This window comes from Oscillibacter ruminantium GH1 (genome assembly GCF_000307265.1).
Lineage (GTDB): Bacteria > Bacillota > Clostridia > Oscillospirales > Oscillospiraceae > Oscillibacter > Oscillibacter ruminantium.
Genome location: NZ_DF158900.1, coordinates 128,855 through 149,240 on the forward strand (window position 1 = coordinate 128,855; position 20,386 = coordinate 149,240).

The 20,386-nt window shown below is 56.2% G+C and carries 14 protein-coding genes; 12 read left to right on the top strand and 2 right to left on the bottom strand.

Going from position 1 to position 20,386, the window contains the following annotated elements:
- Both ON16_RS12720 and ON16_RS12725 read left to right on the top strand, forming a co-directional pair.
- A partial coding sequence (locus ON16_RS12720) for a SpaA isopeptide-forming pilin-related protein (protein WP_158441630.1) occupies nt 1-4,177 on the top strand: 4,177 nt, incomplete at its 5' end.
- Nucleotides 4,178-4,538: 361 nt separating this feature from the next.
- Nucleotides 4,539-7,787, top strand: coding sequence for an S-layer homology domain-containing protein (locus ON16_RS12725; protein WP_040663326.1), 3,249 nt, complete (start codon nt 4,539-4,541; stop codon nt 7,785-7,787).
- 319 nt (nt 7,788-8,106) lie between these two features.
- On the opposite strand, the gene ON16_RS12730 is transcribed toward ON16_RS12725, so the two are convergent.
- On the bottom strand, nt 8,107-8,346 hold the full coding sequence (locus ON16_RS12730; RefSeq protein ID WP_040663329.1) for a hypothetical protein: 240 nt from the start codon (nt 8,344-8,346) through the stop codon (nt 8,107-8,109).
- 173 nt (nt 8,347-8,519) lie between these two features.
- On the opposite strand from ON16_RS12730, the gene ON16_RS12735 reads away from it, so the two are divergent.
- Nucleotides 8,520-9,392 carry a LysR family transcriptional regulator gene (locus tag ON16_RS12735; RefSeq protein ID WP_040663332.1) on the top strand — a complete coding sequence of 291 codons (873 nt, stop codon included), beginning with the start codon at nt 8,520-8,522 and terminating at the stop codon, nt 9,390-9,392.
- 126 nt (nt 9,393-9,518) lie between these two features.
- On the opposite strand, the gene ON16_RS12740 is transcribed toward ON16_RS12735, so the two are convergent.
- A complete protein-coding gene (locus ON16_RS12740) occupies nt 9,519-9,965 on the bottom strand; it encodes a NanQ anomerase/TabA/YiaL family protein (RefSeq protein ID WP_051131754.1) in 447 nt (148 codons plus the stop codon).
- Nucleotides 9,966-10,328: 363 nt separating this feature from the next.
- Between ON16_RS12740 and ON16_RS12745 the strand changes: the two genes are divergently transcribed.
- From ON16_RS12745 to ON16_RS12785, 9 genes are all read left to right on the top strand, one after another.
- Nucleotides 10,329-11,066, top strand: a complete 738-nt coding sequence (locus ON16_RS12745) for an IclR family transcriptional regulator (protein WP_274531956.1) — start codon at nt 10,329-10,331, stop codon at nt 11,064-11,066.
- 61 nt (nt 11,067-11,127) lie between these two features.
- Nucleotides 11,128-12,186, top strand: coding sequence for a sialic acid TRAP transporter substrate-binding protein SiaP (locus ON16_RS12750; protein ID WP_040663335.1), 1,059 nt, complete (start codon nt 11,128-11,130; stop codon nt 12,184-12,186).
- Between the two features lie 180 nt (nt 12,187-12,366).
- Nucleotides 12,367-12,987, top strand: coding sequence for a TRAP transporter small permease (locus ON16_RS12755; RefSeq protein ID WP_051131756.1), 621 nt, complete (start codon nt 12,367-12,369; stop codon nt 12,985-12,987).
- Between the two features lies 1 nt (nt 12,988).
- Entirely contained in the window at nt 12,989-14,326 is a 1,338-nt protein-coding gene (locus ON16_RS12760; protein WP_040663337.1) for a TRAP transporter large permease, read from the top strand.
- 226 nt (nt 14,327-14,552) lie between these two features.
- Nucleotides 14,553-15,476: a dihydrodipicolinate synthase family protein gene (locus ON16_RS12765; protein ID WP_040663340.1), complete on the top strand. Its 924-nt coding sequence runs from the start codon at nt 14,553-14,555 to the stop codon at nt 15,474-15,476.
- A gap of 91 nt (nt 15,477-15,567) precedes the next feature.
- On the top strand, nt 15,568-16,566 hold the full coding sequence (gene rbsK / locus ON16_RS12770) for a ribokinase (protein WP_040663342.1): 999 nt from the start codon (nt 15,568-15,570) through the stop codon (nt 16,564-16,566).
- Between the two features lie 83 nt (nt 16,567-16,649).
- Nucleotides 16,650-17,261, top strand: a complete 612-nt coding sequence (locus tag ON16_RS12775) for a KpsF/GutQ family sugar-phosphate isomerase (protein ID WP_040663345.1) — start codon at nt 16,650-16,652, stop codon at nt 17,259-17,261.
- A gap of 12 nt (nt 17,262-17,273) precedes the next feature.
- Entirely contained in the window at nt 17,274-17,681 is a 408-nt protein-coding gene (locus tag ON16_RS12780; RefSeq protein WP_040663348.1) for an RbsD/FucU domain-containing protein, read from the top strand.
- A 284-nt stretch (nt 17,682-17,965) separates the two neighbouring features.
- Nucleotides 17,966-20,332: a phosphoketolase family protein gene (locus tag ON16_RS12785; RefSeq protein WP_040663351.1), complete on the top strand. Its 2,367-nt coding sequence runs from the start codon at nt 17,966-17,968 to the stop codon at nt 20,330-20,332.
- Nucleotides 20,333-20,386 lie beyond the last annotated feature (54 nt).

The window sequence follows — 20,386 nt, forward strand, 5'->3', positions numbered from 1 at the left end:
GCCGAACGTTGCCACGGTGGAAGGCACGATGCCCGACAGCAATGTGACCGAGACCGTGACCTACAAGGCCAACAAGTACACCATCACCTATATCCTGAACGGATTCGAAGTGATGAGCTTCAAGGGTGAACAGAGCGTGGCCTACGGCACGAGCCTGAGCACCGGCTACGGCTATGCCCCCACCACGGGCGATTTGGCGGGCAAGAAGTTTGATGGCTGGTCTTCCACCAGCATCGGCGGCACGGAGAACACCGCGCTGAAGGGCACGCTGCCTGCCACCATGCCCGACGCGGATGTGATGATCTATGGCGAGACCCGGGACTTCAGGGGCGAGACTCTGACCATCAACTACTACCTGACCAACACCACGGACAGTGTTCGTGACGCGGAGATTGTCGCTCTGAAGGAAGATGCCGCCGCGAAGACTCTGGCAGACTATGCCTATGCCACGCTGGAAAAAGATGGCGTCCAGGGCTACTACGTCAAGAACTCCGACAACTTTAACGGCACTACCTCCGTCAGCTATGACGGCACGGGCAACAAGAGCTTCAACGTGTACTACGACGTGCAGACCTACGGCGTCACGGCTTCTATCGCCGCATCCAACCCCGAACATCAGGTTGGCGGTTCCATCACCAGTACCACTCCAGTCACTGTGAACAAGGGCGAGAGCACCAATGTCACATGGACGCTGGAAGAGGGCTATGAGCTTGTCTCCGTCACCGACAACGGCAAGGATGTGACCAGCAACGTGAGCAACGGCAGCTACACCGTTTCCACGATTACAGAGAAGCATGATGTCGTCGTTAAGACCCAGCCCATCACCTACTCCGTGATTTTCAAAGCTGCCGACAATGGCAAGCTGGACAACGGCACGGATGGCGTTCTGGATACCATCTGGACTTGGGTGAAAGATATCTTTACGCCCAACGGTGAAAAGAGCTATCAGCAGTACACCTACAAGTTCAACGTGGAAGACCTTGCAAATGGCGCAGTCACCACGGCTCCGGTCGTCACCGCAAATTCCAACTTTGAGACAATGGGCTTCTTCGATGAGAACAACAAGCAGTATGCTTCTCTGAACGACGCCTATGAAGCCATGAAGACGGCAAAGGCCACTAGCATCACCTATACCATGCAGTATCAGGCCGTCAGCTCCGTCACCTTCCTCAAGCAGGACGGCAACGGCAAGGGTGTAAACAACGCAAAGTTCAACCTGTATACCGACGCAGCGTGCAAGAATCTATTCGATCTGAACGGTGACGGCACTGCGGACGACAAGGATTATGCGGTTTCCACCAAGGCGGGCGACGTTACCGGCACAGTCTCCTTCACGGTTCCTGACAACAACACCTACTTCATGAAGGAACAGCAGGTCGGCGGCTATCAGAAAAACGATGCGGTTTATACCCTGACCGCTCTGAACGGTAAGGTCACCCTGACGGGCGATAAGAATATCACCACCAATGCAGACGGCATGTCTATCATCACCAACTACCGCGTGATCAACTGGTATGTCAACATGAACGGCACCGTTCTGGATTACAGCGATGCTGTTAAGAATCAGGATACCAGCATCTTCTCCAAGACCGTTCAGACCTCTGCCGTGGAATCCACCACGGGCAGCGTGGACTATGTGGCGGGCAAGAGCACGGAGCCTGCGACTACCAATGAGACGATCCGCGGCCTGTTCGTGAAGAACGACAGCAACTATATCCTGCTGAAGGATCAGGCCAGTGTTCCCTCCGACGAGGCTGTTTTGAATGCACTGCGGAATGCGGGAACCCGGAAGAACGCCGCGTCCATCACCACGTTTGACGGTGCGGTCATCACGGACTTTTCCGCGGATAATCTTAACACCAGCAAGTATCAGGTGCTGTGGTATGTAGTTAAGGACACCGCCATCAGCAGCACCGACGGCTTCCACGTGGATGGCGTGTTGGCCAGCAAGTACCAGATGCAGCTGAACATTAACTACCGTGATTTGGGTTCGACCACCTATCAGACCATCTCTCAGAGCTATGATCTGTCCCTGAGCGATGTGCCCGCCATTGCCGCAGGCAAGTTCTACACCGGCATTGTGGACGCTGACAAGGCGACCTTCTTCCAGCGCACGGGAAAGAACCCGAGCATGACGCTCAACGCCCCCTCCTATGTGGGCCTGATCGCCGCCGGAAACGAGTACGGCATGGAAAACGGCACCGGCGCACTGGGCAAAAACCAGATGGCCAAGATTAACGGCAAGGGCATCGGCAGTGGTAATCTGGAGTCCGAACTGAAAACAGCCCTGCTGAATGCCATGAGTTCCAAGGAGAACAGCAAGGTTATTACACTGGACTATTACTTCGCACAGCTTATCCACATGAGCGTGGACTACGGTGCGGCCAGCAGCGCCTATACCAATATCTCCGACATTCAGAATATCTTCAGTACGAATACCAAAGACGGCGTGACCTTCACCAAGGCTCCCGCCGTGGCAGGCTACACCTTTAAGAATTGGACCATGAATGGCAAGCCCTATCAGACCACTCCGGAAGCCAAGCCCGAAACCGTCACTTCCGAGGTGATCGCCATCAATCCCTTCGCCGGCAACCATGCGGCCGAGAAGGCCACCGGCTCCGCCACGGTTGGCGGTGTAGAAAATGTGAATCAGGTCTGGTTCCGGTTTGCCGCCAGCTTTGACAAAAACACCTCCACGGACACCGTTCCCGCCTATCTGCACATTTTGAAGGTGGACGGCAAGGGCGATCCCATCACCACCAGCGCTGCGACCTTTGCCCTGTTTGACGGCGAGAATAAAGTGCTTTCCGCCGACACCAGCACGGAAACGGGCGCGGCAGTCCTGACCTTTAACGGAAACGTTCCCAATGGCACGTATACCCTGAAGGAGATCAACGCTCCCGAGGGCTATAAGCTCACAGGGAAGGAATGGACCGTGACCGTGTCCAGCGAGAAGAACACGGCTCTGGAGGGCAACTCCTATGTGACGCGCACCACCTACACCGCATCTCTGCCCGCCGACGCGGAGTTGAACAATGACAACATGCTGCTGGTTGAAAACGCTGCCCAGTCCTACACCGTTACCTATAAGGTGAACGGCAATCCGGTGGGCAATGTGGAAACCTACGATTTTGGCACCAATGTCACTGTCCGCGATAAGCATGTCTCTGACGGCAGCACCGTGAGCGAGTGGACCACCGCCGATGCGGTCTTTGTGAGCGGTGCTCCCGTAACCTTCAAGATGCCCGCCAAGGACGTGGTTATCAATGCGACCACCAGCACCAACAGCTATCATCTGTCCATCTACTACGTGAACGGTGAGACCGGCAATCCCATCGCAGAAACTCACACGGAAAGTCTGGCCTTCAACAGCACGTACAGCGTGACATCTCCCGTTATCGCGGGGTACACTGCAGACCTCACTGTGGTGGAGGGCAAAATGCCCGCCAAGAACGTGACGGTCACTGTAACCTATGCCCGTGACCGCGGCGCACTGACTCTGAACAAGGTTTTGAGCGGCGGATATGCGAGTGTTGGCATAAACCGAGTCTTTACCTTCACTATCACGGGACCTGCCGACGTGAACGGCTCCTATGAGACAGCTTCCGGAATGGTGACCTTTGCCAACGGTACAGCCACCGTAAGCATTACCGGCGCCAATAGCCTGACCATCTATGGATTGCCCACCGGCAGCTACACCGTGGCTGAGGCGGATGCATCCATCCTCGACAGCACCGTCACATGGAGCGTTTCCTACGTCGACAGCGACGTGGACGCAAGCACGACCGACGGGGTGGTAAGCGTTGAGATGGGGAGCCCGGATAAGCAGGGCGCTGTCATGACCGTGACTAACACCTATGTCCAGAACAGCACGCCCAACCCCGGCCCCGGTTCTGACCCTGAGGGCGGCTATGGCCCCGGCGAGACGCCCAGCGTGGTCATCCCCGATACGAATACCCCGACCACGGATATTCCCGATGTCAGCACACCTACCACGGAAATTCCCGATGAGGATGTGCCTCTGACGGAGATCCCCGATGAGGCCACACCTCTGGCGCTGGCTCCTGCCACCGGCGACAACATCATCCTGTGGGTGATGGCTGCTGCGGTGTCCGGACTCGGACTGGTGTGGATTGCTATCGCGGGCAAGAAGCGCAGAGACAACAACGCACAGTAAGCACCTTTCAAACGGAACAACCAGATAACACCGAGCGGAGGCCGGGACTTTCATCCCGGCCTCCGCTCAATTTTTGCCCATGCACCGATATTGTCTCTCCTTTTGTGCTTCCGCCGGAATTCCCTTTGAGGCGCGGGCTTATATGTTGGATAGGGATATAAACTCATGCGCAAAGAAAAACAAATTGCGGCTCAAAAAATGGGGCCTTTTCGCGCATAGCCTTTGCCGCCGAAAATAATTGTTGGGGAGGGGTAAAAATGGTTGTTTGTTCATAATTTGTTCATGACTGGAAAAAGGATTTCCGCTATGTTAAAGATAGATATTATGTAACCGTATGCAATGCGCGCGATGGAGGGAGAACATGAAAGAGTTTTGGAAGAAAAAGTTGCCGGCATTTCTGCTGGCGGCCTTCATGCTGGCGGGAACGGCGATCCCTGCCGGAGCAGATGAGCACAACTTCAGCCCGAACTGGACCAGCGACGCGACCAACCACTGGCACGCCTGCACAGATCCCGGCTGCGAGGCCAGAAGCGAGCAAGCGCCTCATGTGAGCACAGGCGGATGGAAAGATCGAAAAGACGGCATTTATCATCAGAAAGTCTGCGATGTCTGTGGTCAGGAACTGGAGAAAGAGGAGCACCATCTGCCGGCTGTGCCGACTTCCACAGTGCCTGCCTCCTGCGCGCAAGCCGGAAAAAACGTCTATGTCTGCTTGGATAATTGCGGGTATCAGAGAGAGGAAACAATTCCTCCGCTGCCCCACACCCCGTCTGACGCTTGGACTTCTGACACAATGGCGCACTGGCATATCTGCTCGGTCTGTCAGCAGGAAATCGCAGGAACGAGAGCGCCCCATACATATGACAATAACTATACTTCAAATGCCGCAGCTCACTGGAGAACCTGCACGGTCTGCAAGGGGACTTCGGCTCCGGAACCCCACGTGGACGCCAATAACGACGGTGTGTGCGACCAATGCGGGCGGGGCGGATTGCCAACCGCCGCAAAATTTACCGTGACATTTATCAACGGGGGCAGTGTGTTTGCGACCCAGTCCAACATCGCCAAGGACGCAAAGCCCAGCAATCCCGGTACGCCGTCGAAGACCGCCGCCAACTGCTCCTATACGTTTCGGGGATGGACGACGGCGAATCCCGGCACGACCGCTATTTATATCGGGCAGGCCGTTTTGAACTCCGCACAGGTGGCGCAGACGGCTGTGACCGCCAACATCACCTATTATGCGGTCTACTCTGTGAGCGCCAACAACCAGAATGCAACGGTCGATGTTACGGGAACCGGCGGCGTCACCGTGGGGACCAATGTGCGCAACAAGCTGAACAGTCTTTTTAGTACCGTGACGGGAGGAAACCTTTCCTCAGTGACCTTCTCCTCCGTCTCCAATACGTCTTACGGCATTTTATATGCCAACAGTGGAAAAACTTCACTCGCCGGACGGACCTATTCTTACAGCGGCGGGAATCTTCCGATTACCGACCTGTACTTCGAGCCCAGCGGTACGAAGGGAACCTACTCCGTGACGTACTCTGCCACGGATGGGTATACCACCATTCAGGGAATTCTCTACGTCAACACCACTGCATCCTCCGGCAACAAGATTACCTATACGGTGCGGCCGGGGCAGAAGGTGACTTTGGACCGGAGTGACTTTAACCGTGTGTTCCAGAATAACTATTCGGAAACGGTTCGGTGGATGGAGTTTAACTCCGTGAGTTCGTTTTCTGACTCTGATGGCGCGTTTTACTATAACTACGGGAATTCCAATCAGCAGGTGTTTTCCCGCAGTACCGTGGACGACTACGCTTACTATTACAGCGACTCCAACTACGGTACGTATCCCATTGACAGCATGAGCTTTGTGGCTGCCGCCAATGCCTCCAGAGGGACGATCACCATCAGCTTCCGCGCCTATTATTCCAACAACCGCTATACAGACGGCACCATGGAAATTCAGATCAGCGGAACAGCCTCCAACATCACCTATCAGGTGAATCAGGGGGAGGAAGTGGAACTCAACGGGAGCGATTTCAGCCGCTTTTTCCGGGAGTCCTATTCCAACTATGATCTGCAGTATGTGGCCTTCCTGTCCTCCAACGCCTACGATACGTCAAACGGAACGTTTTACTACGACTATGGCGGAAGAAGCGAACGCTCTTTTACAAAAAGCAATCTCACCAGCTATCTTTATTATTACAACGGCTCCAGCAAAAGCGGTTTCCCCCTGAACGACATCAGCTTTGTGGCCTCCAGCAGTTTTACCGGCAGCATGTCCTTTGACTTCCGGGCGTATTACGATAATGACCGCTATGTGGACGGTACGCTGGTGATTCAGGCCAAGGAGTCCGTCAAGCGGGGAGATGTGCGGTATAATACCACAGGCGGTATCAATGTTCAGATCAATCCCAACGACATTGCCCGGTTCCTGAATAAGACTTATGCCGGATCAACCCTTCAGTCTGTGAAGCTGGGGGGTGTGCCTGAGACGGGAACGCTGTATTATAACTACTACGGCGTCAGCAGTTATGGCGCGACCAGCCTGCGACTGACCTCGGCCAACTGCGGAAGCCAGCTGCTGTACTTCAGCCCCACCGGAACGAACCAGTATGCGCTGAGTGAGCTGACGTATGTTCCCAGCGGGTCCAATTACTGCGTGACCATTCCTTTCACGGCATACAGCACCAATAACCGCTCTGTGACAGGGGGCATCCTGATCAGCGTCAACAACGTAACGGTGCAGGATGTCTACGGGACCACGCCGATGAACACCTCGGTGACGTTCCCTGCCGGTGCGATTTACAGCGCGGTGGCTGCCGCTGTGAATTCCAATGCCTCCCTGTACAGCATTCAGCTTCTGGACCTGCCCGCCGCATCCAAGGGGACGGTTTATGTGGGCACCGGCTCCACCAAGGCCAATACCTCCACCCGATATCTCTACTCCAGCAATTCCAATAGCGGAAAGATCAGCGACCTGCGCTTCGTCCCCGCCTCCGGATTCACCGGCTCGGTGGAAATCCCTTACTTGGCTTACAACAGCTCGAACCGGGCGATTGCCAGCGGCAGGTTCTGTTTGGGCATTGTTTCGACGCTGAAAAGCTATCGCGATGTGTCGTCGTCCGTCTGGTGCTATAAGTATGTGGCGGAACTGAGTGACGGAAAGGTGATCGACGGTTATCCCGACGGATACTTCCGACCGGACAAGACCGTGACCTATGGGCAGGCGCTGAAGCTCATCATGCTGGCCGCCAATTACAACGTACAGAGCCCCACCGGCAAACATCCCTTCAGCGGATATCTGAGCCGCGCCAAGGCGGACGGACTGCTGACCGGTGTGAATGAGAAAGATCTGGATCGGCCGATCAGCCGTTTGGCTGTGGCGCAGATTACGGCCAAGGCCATGCGCCTGAGCCTCTCCAATCTTTCCAGCGTGAAGCCCTTTACCGATACCGGAGACGTTTACGTGCAGGCACTGAGTGCCGCCGGTATTGTAGAGGGATACTTCTCCAACGGGACCAGCACCTTCAAACCCACCAACACCATGACCCGCGGTCAGATTTCCGCTATCGTCTGGCGGATGAACCGGGCTAAATAAGCGGGGAAATCCTCCAATCAAAAAATTACCTGTGCCGCGTAAAACGCGGCGCAGGTAGAGAATATCTGCGGCGTTTCCGACAACGGAAGCAAAAAAACCGCCCTCCAACCGTTGAGCAGAAATTTCCTGCCGAACCCTTGGAGGGCGGTTTTTTAAGACGTCCCCACATAGGCGACACCGCGAACGTAAGGTATCTGCCGCGAATGACGAGGGGCTGTCTTAAACAGCACGGCGCTCGGATATAAAAAAGAGACCGCACGAAGCGGTCTCTTTGGTGAGGGGCAGCGGCCCAGAGGGATTGGGCCACCGATGCGGCGGCTTAGGCCGCCTTATGAAGAGAGGAGAAATAAGCCTTTGTGGAGTTGCTTTCGGGGTCGTTTGCCGAAGTGTGGCGGCCGCGCTCAAATTCCACGGAAAGACCGCAGATGGCGACCACGGTGGCAATCCCCAAAAGATTGCGGGTCAAATCGGAGACGGAGGGGATCAGAATCGTGACGGCCCCCAGCACGACGGCACTGACGCACCACAGAACCAGTGACAGAACATGATTTTTCATCATTGAAATCATCCTTCCAATTAAAATAAGCTCATATCATACCTGTTTGAAAGTGCTGTATCCGGTAGGTTGGCACTTGCTTCCTTTTCTACTTTCACTATATTAGATAGAAGAGCATTTGTAAAACGGGAAAATTCAATCGATTACATTAGACTTTCTGATGGAAGGAGGGCGCTATGGAACTCGACAAACGCACGGCGCTGCTGGCGGCGATTGACGCGGGCAACCTGACCCGGGCGGCGGAGAAGCTGGGTTATACCCAGTCCGGTCTAAGCTACATCATAAAGACTTTGGAGGCCGAGGTGGGGTTTCCGCTGCTGCTCCGCTCTCGAACCGGGGTGCAGCCTACGGCGGAATGCCGCCGTATTTTGCCGCTGCTGCGGGACTTGGAGCAGCGAAACCGCCAGCTGGAGCAGGAAACGGCGGATATCCGAGGTCTGGCGGTAGGGACCGTGTCCATCGCGTCCTTTCCCTGCATTTCTCGATTCTGGCTGCCTGCTATTCTGCGGGATTTTGAGGAACAGTATCCTGCTATCACGGTGGCTCTGCGGGAGGGGGGACAGGAGGATGTGGACGCTTGGCTGCGGGACGACGTGGTGGAAATGGCGTTTTGCAGCTGGCAGCCGGATCGGCCCCACGACTGGGTGGGGTTTATGGAGGACGATCTGCTGGTTGTGGCGCCGGAGTCTCACCCGCTGACAAAACGGGAAGCCATGCCCCTGCAGGAGATCGGAGACGAACCGTTTATTCTGGAGGACGGCGTTTATGACCACGATATTCGCCGCGCCTTGCAGGAGGCGGAGTTTTCGCCCAATGTCCGGTTTACCTCCATGGACGAATTGGCGATTTTGGCAATGGTCCGGATGGGGTTGGGCATCAGCATTCTGCCGGGACTGTACCTCAAGGAGCCGTATCCCGGAGTGGTGGCAATGCCGCTGGAGCCGCGGGTGCGCAGGCGGCTGGGCGTGGCGGTGCCGCATCTGGAAGAACTGTCTCCTGCGGGCCGTCGATTTTTAAAAAGTGCGCAGGATACCTTTGCACGTCAGTAAAAGCGGAAATATTTTCTGATTTTCTACGTAAAAGACCCCGGACGGATGCCATCACCCGTCCGGGGTTGAATTCTGTCCACAGACTGCCGCTTCCGGCGGTCTGCGGATAATTATTTCGTTTGCGGCTTAGACCCGCACTTTTACCACACATTTGCGCACGGTTTCGGGCATGTCAATCGCCATGCAGGGGGCATGCGCGTCCTGCGGCCAGAGCACCAAAACCCGATCACCGCCGAGAGTCAGCGGCTCGGTTGGCCCGTGATAGAACCAGATGTCGCCCTGCTCGTCGCCGGAGACTTCTTCCTGCATGACGGACAGCGGGGCAACGCCCACCTTTTCCGTGCCGCTCACTAAAAACTGCACGTCGATGTACTTCCGGTGGGCCTCGGGGGTGTCGTTTATTGATTTCGTTTCATAGGAACTGAGACTGGCGTATACATCCTGCCCGTCCAATTCTATGCGTCCATCGGGGAGTTTGGAAAAATCCGCCTCCGCCAGAAAGCGAAAGGCCAGTGCCAGACGGGGGGAAAGGGCGCAATACGCGGAAAGATGATTCAAAGTATCGTAAAGCATGTGTGAGATCCTCCTTCAGCCGCTGTGCGGCGATGCTGTCAAAGAAGCAAAATTGGTCCTTTGACAGAAAGAGTATACGCCTAAAATCGGGTTTGTGTAAACCAGGCGGTAAGAAACCACTCATAGCTGTTAAGGCATTTCGCACAAAAATAAAAAAACAATGTTCACTATCAAAGAACGATAACCTGCATTTTACTTCATATAAACGTTAAAATTAAAAAAAATCACGGTTTTTTTAAAACAGCTTGCGCAAAATCCTGCTATTTTGTATAATTGTCATAGATTAGAGAAAGGCGTTCTCTAATGATGAACAGCTAGGGGGCGGTTGAGATAGACGAGGCACTGGACCCGAAAGTAAAATCTCTGGCGAAGGCGCTGCGGATTTTGGAGTGTTTCTCCGTGCGGACGCCGGAGCTTGGCGTGACGGAGCTGGCAGAGTTAAACGGAATCACAAAAAGCAATGCGCACAACATCCTGACCACATTTCAGCAGGGGGGATACATTGAAAAGCTGCCCAACGGGAAATATACACTGGGTTTACAGCTCTTGGAGTTTTCCTACATCATCAACCAGCATTTGGGATATCCCCGGGCTGTGTACGACCTTTTGACGGATTTGGCCAACAAGACCGGCGAGATTGTTTACTTTGGTCTGCCCCATGGAACGGATGTCCTTTACCTCTATGTGGCCCACCCCATAGCCCGGATGCAGGAACTGCCCTACCGAGACATTCTTGGTGAGCATTCGCCGCTGTACTGCACGGGAATCGGAAAGGCGATCCTTTCCGCCATGCCCGAGGACAAGTGGGAGGCGCACATTACGCCGGACCGCACGCCTTATACCGACGCGACCGTGACCGATCACGATCAGATCATTGAGGAGCTTTGGCGAACCCGGCGGCGCGGCTATTCCATTGATAACTGCGAGCGGGAGTACAACGTCCGCTGCATCGGCGCGCCGGTGTTCAGCGGCACGGGACAGCTGGTGGCTGGCATCAGCACATCCGGTCCCGCCAGCGTCATGACCGACGAAAAGCTGCTGCGCTGTTCCAAGTTCCTGATCGACACCGCCCAGAGAATGCGGGAGCGCATTTATCGCTGAGCATCGTGACCCAACGCCGGAAGGCGCAAAATATTTGGAATTTTTTTAGGAGGATATTTCGATGAAAAATTGGAAGAGAACCCTTGCAATGCTGTCCGCATCCGTCATGGTGGCCGGCATGTTGGCTGGCTGCGGCAGCAGCGGCTCTACCTCTGCCCCCGCAGCATCCGGCTCCGCCTCTGCCGCAAGCAGCGACGCGGGAGAGCCTGTAAACCTGATTTTCTCCATCGCCGCCGTCCCCACTGACGCGCACGGCGCTGCCCAGAAGGTCTTTAAGGAAAAGCTGGAGGAGATCTCCGGCGGCAACATGACCGTGGAGTGCTACGATTCCGGCACCCTGTATGGTCAGGATACGGAAACCGACGCTGTGAAAAACGGCGACGTGGACATGATCTACTCTTCCGCCTCTTGGCTGACGGATGGATCTCCTTGGGTTTCCATGTTCACCGCGGGTTATGTGTTCCAGAGCTATGACCACATGACCAAGGTTCTCAACGGCGACATCGGCAAGGAAGTCTTCCAGAAGATCGCCGACGAGCAGGGCATCCTGCCTCTGGGCGCCTACTATCTGGGTACTCGCCAGATCAGCCTTTCCGAAGACCGCGCCATCACCACTCCCGATGATCTGAAGGGCGTAAACCTGCGGATGCCCAACTCCGACGCGTGGGTTTTCCTGGGCAAGGCCATGGGTGCAAACCCCACTGCCATCGCTTTTAACGACCTGTATCTCGCCTTGCAGACCGGCACCGTGGACGGTCAGGACAACCCCCTGCCCACCGTGCAGTCCGCCAAGTTCTATGAGGTTCAGAAGTCCATCTCTTTGACCAATCATCTGGTGGACTCCGTGTGGCCCACCATGAACGTGAACACTTGGAATTCTCTGACCGATACCCAGAAGGGCTGGGTGATGGAGGCGATTGAGGCCGCCCGCCAGTCCTGCGACGATCAGAACCTGAAGACCGAGTCTGAAGTTCAGGATTTCCTGAAAGAGCAGGGCCTGAGCATTTACGAGGCCGACGTGGCTACGTTTGCCGACCATGTGCTGGAGACTTATCTGAACGACCCCATCTCCGACAGCTGGGACAAAGACCTGCTGGCCGAGATTCAGGCTATGGCCTAAGGGGCAGGTTTCCTGCGCGGAAATATCCAAGATCCTCACCGGGGGGCTGGTATGCCGGCCCCCCGGCCTTTTTAAAAACTTTTATTGAGAACAGTGTTCCGTATTTTAACAAAATCTGAACGCGGAACACGACCACACTCCATCAACAATTGAAGCCCCCTTTGAAAGGAGAGATGTTTTTTGAATGGCCTGAAAAAAATCGGGCGGTTTATCCGTAACTGTGTGGAATTGTATATTCCCATCATTGCCTTTACAGCGCTGTTTCTGATCTTTTGCTTCCAGGTCTTCATGCGCTATGTTGCCAACAATCCGCAGTCTTGGACGCTGGAGGTGGAGCAGATGTGCTTCCTCTGGCTGGTGCTGCTGGGAGCCTGCTTTGCCCAGCGGGAAAAAGCGCATGTGTCTTTTACGCTGTTGTATGACTCCTTAGGCGTCAAGGGAAAAGCCATCACCGCCATGCTTGGCAATTTGATTATTGCCGTGACCTTTGCAGCGGCGTTTATCCCCTCGCTCCACTATATTTTGGGCTTGGCAGAACGGGCGCAGGTCACCAGTATTCTGAAAATCCCGAAGACGCTGGTTTTCTTTCCCTATGTGGTCTTTCTGGGACTCATTCTGGTGTATGCCCTGATGGATATCTTTGAAGAGATCATGGCCCTGCGGGGGAACCAGAAGTATATCGACAAAATGCTGGGCGAGAGCAAGTCTGAGGCCGAACTGGCCATCGAGGCGGCTAACGCGCAGGAGAGCATCAACCTGAACGTGGACATTGACGCCAGCATGAGAAAGGAGGACAAATAAGATGGAATATCTGCCTTTAATCGGTTTTCTTCTGGTATTTGTCCTGATTTTTGTACTGCGGATGCCCATCCCCACCGGGATGATCGCCGCCTGCATGACGTATTTTCTTTTGGGTGCAGTGACTTCCGGCCAGTCCATCGGCGCGGCGCTGATGGGCGAATCGGGAAGTCTCCATCTGGTGGCGCAAAAGACGATTGAGCAGGTTTTTACCAACGGTACTCTTATAGCTGTGCCGCTGTTCATTTTTGCCGCCAACATTATGAACGCCGGTAAGATCACGGAGTATGTTTTCGGTGTGTGCAAGGGCCTTGTGGGCCGGTTCCACGGCGGACTTGCCCATGTGAACGTGCTGGCCTCTCTGGTGTTCTCCGGCATGACCGGCTCCGCCGTGGCGGATGCCTCCGGCCTTGGCAAAATGGAGATCGACGCCATGCGCCAAGAGGGGTATGACGACGGGTTTTCCTGCGCCATCACCGCCGCCAGCGCCACCATCGGCCCCATTTTCCCACCCTCCATCCCCATGGTGATTTACGCTATGCTGACCAACGCGTCCGTGGGCGCGCTGTTCATGGCAGGCATGGTGCCCGGTGTTTTGCTGGCGCTGGCCCTGTGCGTGTATATCTTCTTCATCGCCCGGGCGCGGAATTACCCCCGCAGCGCGCCTCCCAAGCTGCATGCGTATCTCAAATACTGCCTGAAGGCTGTTTGGGCCATGCTGACTCCTGTGATCCTGCTGATCGGCATTTATACCGGCGTGATGACTCCCACCGAGGCGGGTGCTATCGCGGGATTGTATGCCCTGATCGTGGCCATCTTTGGATATCGTGTTCTGAAGTGGGACGGCTTTAAGCAGGTTCTGATCGACACGGTGAAGTCCACCGGTTCCGTGTCCATCATGGTGGGCGCGGCCTCTGCCATTTCCTTTATTTTTGCCAAAGAGCAGATCGGCACGATGATCGGCAACTGGCTGCTGGGCATCACCGACAATAAGTATCTCTTCCTGCTGATGGTGAACATTATCATTCTGGTTCTGGGCATGTTCGTGGATACCTCCGTCATTCAGCTGGTCATGATCCCCATCCTGTGGCCTGTGGCGCAAGTGCTGGGCGTGGATATCATCCACTTTGGCCTCATCATTGTCTTCAACATGATGGTGGGCCTTTCCACCCCGCCGTTCGGCATGTGCCTGTTCATCACCTCCGGCATTTCCGGCACGCCCTTGAAAGACGTTATCAAAGAGATCAAATGGCCCATTGTGGTGATGCTGATCGTGTTGGCCATCATCACCTATGTCCCGGACGTGGTGCTGTTCCTGCCCCGGATGTTCCACATGATGTAAGAAACCCTCAAAAAAGTGCCAAAGGCACTTTTTTGAGTCTGCTGCGGTCTGCCGCACATCCTGACCGCCTATGGCGGGTTCCCCCATGCAGTTTTAGCCTGAGCCGTTTTCGTTTGCGTATGTGCCGCAGCTGAAAACAATTTAACTGAATGCTGCCGCCCGACAACAAATCGTGCGGGAACTTTTATAAAAACTTGCAATCGGACTACTTTTAAGGAGAAAAATTATGGCTTTTTCTATTAATCCCGGAATTTGGCCGGTGATGATCACCCCTTATCACGATGATAAAACCATTGACTTCAAGGCTATCGAACGTTTGAGCAATTGGTACATTGAAAAGGGCTGCGCCGGTATCTTCGCCGTTTGTCAGTCCAGCGAAATGCTCTATCTCTCCGAGCAGGAGAAGCTGGACATTGCCAAGGCCACTTCCGAAGCGGTGGGCGGGCGCATTCAGATCGTGGCCTCCGGCCACACCGCCGACGATAAGCCCACCCAGTTCCGGGAGCTGGAGAACATGATGAAAATCCCCGGAATCGGGGCCTATGTGCTGGTGAGCAACCGTTTGGATCAGGACCATGAAGGCGAGGCCGCCTTTGAGGCCAATGCACAGGAAATTTTCGACCGCTATCCCGAGATCGACTTTGGTATCTACGAATGCCCGCAGCCGTGGAAGCGGCTGGTTTCCACCGAGTTTCTCCGCAAGGCCGGAAAAGGCGGACGGATGGTGTTCTTGAAGGACACCTGCTGCGATTACGAGCTGATTCGGGAGCGGCTGAAGGCCGTGGAGGGTACTTCACTGAAAATTTTCAATGCCAACGCCCAGTCTTGGTATGACAGTGTGCTCAACGGTGCGGCAGGCTATTGCGGCGTGATGGCGAACTTCCACCCCGAGCTTTACAAGTGGGCGTTCGACCACAAGGATTCCGACCCGGAGCGGGCGCAGATGGTGGCCCACTTCCTGACGATGGCGGGCATGATCGAGATGCGTATCTACCCCTGCAACTGCAAGTTCCATCAGAAGCTGGAGAATGTGCCCATGAGCGTGTACGCCCGCAGTGCCGACTGCGCCAAGCTGGACAAGAACGCCCGGGGCGAGGTGGAAGCCCTCATTGCTATGGAAAATTACGTCCGCAAGCAGCTGGGAATTTGAGCCTTGCATTCTGACGCGGAGTATCGTATCATATAGGTAGTTGAGTGTTAAACGATTACTTCATGCAAAGCGCAGAGAAAGGAAAACTGTCATGCTGAGAAAACCAAAAATTCTGGTGGTGGGCAGCTTCATGATGGACTTGATTGCGTCCACACCGAAAGCGCCCGCCTCCGGCGAGACAATTATCGGCACCGATTTTCGCACCGCTCCCGGCGGAAAAGGCGCAAATCAGGCTGTGCAGTGCGCCCGTTTGGGCGCTGAGGTCACCATGGTCGGGCAGGTGGGCGCGGACGCCTTCGGCAGAGAAATGACGGAGAACGCGAAAAAGGCCGGCGTGGACGTGAGTCATGTACTGGTGGACCCGAACAAGTCTTCCGGCGTGGGTCATATCGTGCTGGAGGTTACGGAGCACGGGGCGCAGAACCGCATCACCGTGGTTCCCGGGGCCAACTATTCCACCACTGTGGAGCAGATCGCATGGCTGAAAGATGAGATTAAGCGCTTTGATTTGGTGATGCTCCAGCTGGAGGTTCCCATGGAGATCAATATCGCCGTGGCGCGGTACGCCAAGGCGGCGGGCGTTCCCGTGATGCTGAACCCCGCTCCGGCGGCAGAGCTGCCGGCAGAGCTGCTGGAATGCGTCACCTATCTCTCGCCCAACGAGCATGAGGCCGCCGCCATTGCAGGCCTGCCTCTGCGGGCGGACGAGAACGGGGTCAACGAGGCAGACGTGCTAGCTGTCTCCGCGGCTCTGCGGAAAAAGGGCGTGGAAAATCTTATCATCACCTTGGGCGGCAACGGTTCCGCCGTGGCCGGAGCCAGCGGCGTTGCCTACACGCCCTGTGTGAAGATGCCCGACGTGAAGGACCCCACCGCTGCGGGCGATTCCTTTGTGGCGGCGTTTTGCACCGCCGTGACCGCGGGACTGCCGCAGGCGCAGGCGCTGGCCTTCGCCAGCCACACTGCCGCCATTACCGTGTCCCGGATGGGGGCACAGCCGTCGCTGCCCACCTTGGAAGAGGTGCAGTCTTTGCTGCGGGAGCGGCAGTATGCCGGGTTTGATCCGGCGGAGATGGACGTTCTGCGGTAAGCACCGGAATCAAAGAGAAACTGCAACGGCGCAGCCGTCCGGCTGCGGGCGGCTGCGCCGCTGCGTCAGAAAGGAAATCAAGCATGAAAAACGAGAGCAAACAGGCAGTGGAGGCATTTTTGTCCTCTGCAAAAAATGAACTTTCCACGTTTGTGGAAAACCTGAACAGCGAGAGCTATGAGCAGGCTGTGACCCTGATTCGGGAGTCTCGGGCCAAGGGCGGGCGGATTCATATCACCGGTATCGGCAAGCCCGGCCATGTGTCCGGATATGTGGCGTCCCTGCTTTCCTCCACCGGCAACCCCTGCTATTTTCTCCATGGCACCGAGGCTGTCCACGGTTCCTGCGGCCAGCTGGTGGCGGGGGATGTGGTGATCGCCATTTCCAATTCCGGTGAAACGGGGGAGTTGAAGTCCACCGTTCTGGCCATTAAGAATAACGGCGGCAAGATCATCGGCGTGTCCGGCAATGCGGACAGCTGGCTGGCAAAGGAGTCCGACGCATTCCTGTTTGCGGGTGTGGGCGCGGAGGGCGGCCCCCTGAACCGCGCGCCCCGGAACTCCATTCTGGCGGAGACGCTGACGCTTCAGGCGCTGAGTGTCGCGCTTCAGGCGGAGCAGGGCTGGACGGCACAGCAGTACGTCCGCTGCCATCCCGGCGGAAAGCTGGGCCAGCTGCGGGAAAATGAACAGTAAGGGGGAGAGGCTATGCTGACCGGAAAGCTGATCCACCCGGAGATTATGCGGGTGCTGAGTCTGTGCGGCCATGGAGACAAGGTACTGATCGCGGACGGAAACTATCCTCTGGCAGCCAAGAGCGGCGAGGCGGAAAAGGTGTTTCTGGGGCTGACTCCGGGCCTTCCCACCGTCACCGACGTACTGGAAGCCGCGATGTCTGCCTGCAACTTTGAAAAGATGGAAGTTATGCAGCCGGAGGACGGCTCCACGCCGGAGATTTTCAGTGAATTTGAGAAGCTTATGCCGGGAGTCCCCATGGAAAAACTGGGGCGCTGGGAGTTCTATGACGCCTGCGGCGAAAAGACGCTTCGTCTGGCCATCTCCACCGGCGAGGGCAGAACCTTTGCCAACGTGCTTTTGACCGTGGGCTGCGCGTAAAGCCAAAGAATCCGGTACAGAACCGCCGCCCGCACCATGCGGGCGGCGGTCTGTTTATTAGAGCGTTTAGTATACAAAAGATTTTTGCGCCGGAAAGCACAACTTTGGAATGGATTAAAATTGAACATTCTGACAACATTGCGGGTTTGACCTTGCAATCAGGTCGACCTGCGGGGTATATTGGGAGCAACGGAACCGGCGGTGCGCCTTGCTGAAAAAGCGGGCGGAATTCACGGACTGCTTCCGAATTGGATACAGACTGAATAAAAAATGGAGGTTTCCACATGAGCGAATGCATGGAAAAGCGGCCTTTGACCCCGGATGATCTCAAAAAGATGGACGCTTATTGGCGCGCGGCCAACTATCTGGCGGCGGCGCAGCTCTATCTGCTGAAAAACCCTCTGCTCCGGGAGCCATTGACCATGGACGACATCAAAAAGAAGATCGTGGGGCACTGGGGCACCGTTCCGGGGCAGAACTTCGTGTATGTCCACCTGAACCGCATCATCAAGCAGTATGATCAGGACATGATCCTGCTTTCCGGCCCCGGACACGGCGGAAACTTTTTCGTGGCCAACACCTATCTGGAGGGGACTTACAGCGAGGTCTATCCCAACATCAGCCGGGACATGGAGGGGCTGCAAAAGCTGTGCAAACAGTTTTCCTTCCCCGGCGGCATCGCCAGCCATGTGGCGCCGGAGACGCCGGGTTCCATCAACGAGGGCGGCGAGCTGGGCTATTCTCTGGCCCATGCCTATGGCGCGGTGTTTGACAACCCCGGCTTGATTGCCGCCGTCACCGTGGGCGACGGCGAGGCGGAGACGGGGCCTCTCGCCACCTCTTGGCAGGGCAACAAATTCCTGAATCCCGCCGCCGACGGCGCGGTGCTGCCTATTCTCCACCTGAATGGCTATAAGATCAGCAACCCCACCATTTTTGCCCGCATGACCCACGAGCAGCTGGAGTGCTACTTCAAGGGCTGCGGCTGGAAGGCCCACTTTGTGGAGGGCGACGACCCCATGACCATGCACCGTCTCATGGCGGACACGCTGGACGAGGTCATGGCAGAGATCAAGGCGATTCAGGCCGCGGCCCGGGCGGGCGACCGCACTTGGCGTGACTGGCCCATGATTATTTTGCGGACGCCCAAGGGCTGGACCGGCCCCAAAGTGGTGGACGGCAAGCCCATTGAGGGCACATTCCGCGCCCATCAGGTGCCCATTTCCATGGAGCGGCCGGAGCATCTGGAACAGCTGAGGGAGTGGCTGGAGAGCTATCACCCCGAGGAACTGTTCGACGAAAACGGCCGACTGGTTCCGCAGCTGCAAGAACTGGCTCCCACTGGCGAGCGGCGGATGGGCGCGAACCCCCACGCCAACGGCGGCAAGCTTCGCCGGGATCTGCGCCTGCCAGATTTCCGGGACTATGCCGTGGACGTTCCCGCTCCCGGCGCGGTGGAGGCGCAGGATATGATCGAGCTGGGCGGCTATGTGCGAGACGTCTTTAAGCTGAACGCGGATGCGAAAAACTTCCGCATTTTCGGGCCGGACGAGACGATGAGCAACCGTCTGGGCAAGGTCTTTGAGGTCACGGGCCGGGACTGGAACAGTCAGACGGTGGAGGGAGACGAATTCCTTGCCGCCGACGGGCGGGTCATGGACTCCATGCTCTCCGAGCATATGTGCGAGGGAATGCTGGAGGGCTACCTTCTCACGGGGCGGCACGGGTTCTTCGCCAGCTACGAGGCGTTTATTCGCATCGTGGACTCCATGGCCGCCCAGCACGCCAAATGGCTGAAAACCTGCAACGAGCTGCCTTGGCGGGAGTCGATCTCCTCGCTGAACCTGATTCTCTCCTCCAACGTTTGGCAGCAGGATCACAACGGCTTTACCCATCAGGACCCCGGCTTTTTGGATCACATTGCCAACAAAAAGGCGGACGTGGTGCGGCTCTACCTGCCGCCAGACGCCAACTGCCTGCTTTCCTGCTTTGACCACTGCATCAAGAGCCGGGACTATGTAAACGTGCTGGTCACCAGCAAGCACCCCCGCCCTCAGTGGCTGACCATGGAGCAGGCCGTCAAGCACTGCACGCAGGGCGTTGGCATCTGGGACTGGGCCAGCAGCGATCAGGGCTGCGAGCCGGACGTGGTCATGGCCTGCTGCGGCGACACGCCCACCATGGAGACGCTGGCGGCGGTCACCATCCTGCGGGAGAAGATGCCGGAGATCAAAATCCGGGTGGTCAACGTGGTGGACCTGATGAAGCTCCAGCCCAACACGGAGCATCCTCATGGACTCAGTGATGCGGAGTACGATGCGCTGTTTACCACGAATAAGCCCATTGTTTTCGCGTTCCACGGCTACCACACCCTTATCCACGAGCTGACTTACCGCCGCCATAACCGCAACATCCATGTGTACGGTTATAAGGAGGAGGGCACCATCACCACTCCCTTTGACATGCGGGTACAAAACGAGGTGGATCGGTTCCATCTGGTGAAAAATGTTCTGCGGTATCTGCCGGAACTGGGCGGACGCAGCGCCCATCTGGTGCAGGAGATGAACGACAAGTTGGTGGAGCACACCCAGTACGTCCATGAGTACGGTGTGGATCTGCCGGAAATCCGCGACTGGAAGTGGCGGGGCTGAGTCTTTACAGCCGAGCGCATAGAACTTGACAGGCTAAACGCCGGACCCAAAGGG